The sequence below is a fragment of the Micromonospora sp. NPDC049047 genome, from assembly GCF_040649135.1.
In the GTDB taxonomy this organism is placed as follows: domain Bacteria; phylum Actinomycetota; class Actinomycetes; order Mycobacteriales; family Micromonosporaceae; genus Micromonospora.
The window spans coordinates 1,820-5,348 of record NZ_JBEZEY010000045.1; the positions used below are offsets into that span (position 1 = coordinate 1,820).

At 56.8% G+C, this 3,529-nt stretch carries 2 rRNA genes; both read left to right on the top strand.

Features of this window, described 5'->3' with window-relative positions:
• The first annotated feature begins 207 nt into the window (after positions 1 to 207).
• Positions 208 to 3,317, top strand: a 23S ribosomal RNA gene (locus AB0B86_RS33360).
• An 85-nt stretch (positions 3,318 to 3,402) separates the two neighbouring features.
• A 5S ribosomal RNA gene (gene rrf / locus AB0B86_RS33365) occupies positions 3,403 to 3,519 on the top strand.
• The last annotated feature ends 10 nt before the right edge of the window (positions 3,520 to 3,529 follow it).

Sequence of the window (3,529 nt, forward strand, 5' to 3'; positions counted from 1 at the left end):
GGGATGTGAGCACCCTGTTGGGTCCTGAAGGAACAACCATTGGTTGTTGTTTCAGAGACTGGTCTGGCCCCTGCGGGGGTTGGAAGTCTGCCAGGCATGGCTTGGCCTCGCATACCGCTGGTCTGAGGACTGGGTTTGGTGTGGGGCGGATCGGGTTGTGGGTTGGTCGTTTGTTGAGAATTGCACAGTGGACGCGAGCATCTTTGTGGTCAAGTTGTCAAGGGCGAACGGTGAATGCCTTGGCACCAGGAGCCGATGAAGGACGTGGGAGGCCGCGATAGGCCTGGGGGAGCTGTCAACCAAGCTGTGATCCCAGGGTGTCCGAATGGGGAAACCTGGCACCAGTCATGTGGTGTCACCCACACCTGAACACATAGGGTGTGTGGAGGGAACGCGGGGAAGTGAAACATCTCAGTACCCGCAGGAAGAGAAAACAATTTAGTGATTCCGTGAGTAGTGGCGAGCGAAAGCGGATCGAGGCTAAACCGGCTGCGTGTGATACCTGTCAGGGGTTGCGTGGTCGGGGTTGTGGGACCCTGCTGAACAAGCTGACACTTGTTCGAGAAGTTACAAAGTTGGTGGCTAGTCGAACAGTCTGGAATGGCTGACCGTAGACGGTGAGAGTCCGGTAGGTGAAAGTTGCTGACCTTCTGTGGGTGTTCCCGAGTAGCGGCGGACCCCTGAAATCTGCCGTGAATCTGCCAGGACCACCTGGTAAGCCTAAATACTTCCTGGTGACCGATAGCGGACGAGTACCGTGAGGGAATGGTGAAAAGTACCCCGGGAGGGGAGTGAAATAGTACCTGAAACCGTTCGCCTACAATCCGTCGGAGCCTTGCGGGGTGACGGCGTGCCTTTTGAAGAATGAGCCTGCGAGTTAGTGGCATGTGGCGAGGTTAACCCGTGTGGGGGAGCCGTAGCGAAAGCGAGTCTGAATAGGGCGATTCAGTCGCGTGTCCTAGACCCGAAGCGGAGTGATCTAGCCATGGGCAGGCTGAAGCGCGGGTAAGACCGCGTGGAGGGCCGAACCCACCAACGTTGAAAAGTTGGGGGATGACCTGTGGTTAGGGGTGAAAGGCCAATCAAACTCCGTGATAGCTGGTTCTCCCCGAAATGCATTTAGGTGCAGCGTCGCGTGTTTCTTGCCGGAGGTAGAGCACTGGATGGTCTAGGGGGCCCACAAGCTTACCGAAATCAGCCAAACTCCGAATGCCGGTAAGTGAGAGCGCGGCAGTGAGACTGCGGGGGATAAGCTTCGTAGTCGAGAGGGAAACAGCCCAGATCACCAGCTAAGGCCCCTAAGCGTGTGCTAAGTGGAAAAGGATGTGGGGTCGCATAGACAACCAGGAGGTTGGCTTAGAAGCAGCCACCCTTTAAAGAGTGCGTAATAGCTCACTGGTCAAGTGGTTCCGCGCCGACAATGTAGCGGGGCTCAAGCACACCGCCGAAGCTGTGGCATTCACATTTTATCCTCGCTTGGACGTGATTCCTTGTGCAGGTGTGTGGATGGGTAGGGGAGCGTCGTGCCGCGAGTGAAGCAGCGGGGTGACCCAGTTGTGGACGCGGCACGAGTGAGAATGCAGGCATGAGTAGCGAAAGAAGGGTGAGAAACCCTTCCGCCGGATGACCAAGGGTTCCAGGGCCAGGCTAATCCGCCCTGGGTGAGTCGGGACCTAAGGCGAGGCCGAGAGGCGTAGTCGATGGACAACGGGTTGATATTCCCGTACCCGCGAAAGAGCGTCCCTGATGAACCTCGTTGTGCTAACCACCCAAACTGCTGGAGACCTTCGGGTTGATGGTGGGGAGGTTGGGAACCTGATGGGTAGTAGTCAAGCGATGGGGTGACGCAGGAAGGTAGCTGAGCCCGGCCGGTGGTTGTGCCGGGGTAAGCGTGTAGGCCGTGGTGTAGGCAAATCCGCACCGCATGAAGGCTGAGACGTGATGCCGAGCCGATTCAGGTGAAGTCAGTGATCCTATGCTGCCGAGAAAAGCCTCTAGCGAGTTCTTAGCGGCCCGTACCCCAAACCGACACAGGTGGTCAGGTAGAGAATACCGAGGCGATCGGGCGAACTGTGGTTAAGGAACTCGGCAAATTGCCCCCGTAACTTAGGGAGAAGGGGGGCCGGAGACGTGAAGCCCCGCGCGGGTGGAGCGTTGTATGGCCGCAGAGAGCAGGGGGAAGCGACTGTTTACTAAAAACACAGGTCCATGCGAAGAAGTAATTCGATGTATATGGACTGACGCCTGCCCGGTGCTGGAACGTTAAGGGGACCTGTTAGCTCTTCGGGGCGAAGCGGAGAACTTAAGCGCCAGTAAACGGCGGTGGTAACTATAACCATCCTAAGGTAGCGAAATTCCTTGTCGGGTAAGTTCCGACCTGCACGAATGGCGTAACGACTTCCCCACTGTCTCAACCACAGGCCCGGCGAAATTGCAGTACGAGTAAAGATGCTCGTTACGCGCGGCAGGACGGAAAGACCCCGGGACCTTTACTATAGCTTGACATTGGTACTCGAATTAGCTTGTGTAGGATAGGTGGGAGCCGGTGAAGTCCATACGCCAGTATGGGTGGAGGCAATCTTGAAATACCACTCTGGTTGATTTGGGTATCTAACTTCGGACCGTTATCCGGTTCAGGGACAGTGTCTGGTGGGTAGTTTAACTGGGGCGGTTGCCTCCTAAAAGGTAACGGAGGCGCCCAAAGGTTCCCTCAGCCTGGTTGGCAATCAGGTGTTGAGTGCAAGTACACAAGGGAGCTTGACTGTGAGACTGACAGGTCGAGCAGGGACGAAAGTCGGGACTAGTGATCCGGCACTTGCGAGTGGAAGCGGTGTCGCTCAACGGATAAAAGGTACCCCGGGGATAACAGGCTGATCTTCCCCAAGAGTCCATATCGACGGGATGGTTTGGCACCTCGATGTCGGCTCGTCGCATCCTGGGGCTGTAGCAGGTCCCAAGGGTTGGGCTGTTCGCCCATTAAAGCGGTACGCGAGCTGGGTTTAGAACGTCGTGAGACAGTTCGGTCCCTATCCGCCGTGCGCGTAGGATACTTGAGAAGGGCTGTCCCTAGTACGAGAGGACCGGGACGGACGAACCTCTGGTGTGCCAGTTGTCCTGCCAAGGGCACGGCTGGTTAGCTACGTTCGGAAGGGATAACCGCTGAAAGCATCTAAGCGGGAAGCCTGCTTCAAGATGAGGTATCCCACCCACCTTGGTGGGGTAAGGCCCCCAGCTAGACGACTGGGTTGATAGGCCGGAAATGTAAGCCCGGTAACGGGTTCAGTTGACCGGTACTAATAGGCCGAGGACTTGACTACTAAGCTGCTACGCGTCCACTGTGCAACTCTGAACAAGCGAACACCCGTGAGTGTGTGCCGGTGTTGTTTGATATGTTCATAGAGTTACGGCGGTCATGGCGGAGGGGAAACGCCCGGTTACATTCCGAACCCGGAAGCTAAGCCCTCCAGCGCCGATGGTACTGCACTCGTGAGGGTGTGGGAGAGTAGGACGCCGCCGGACAATCTTCCAG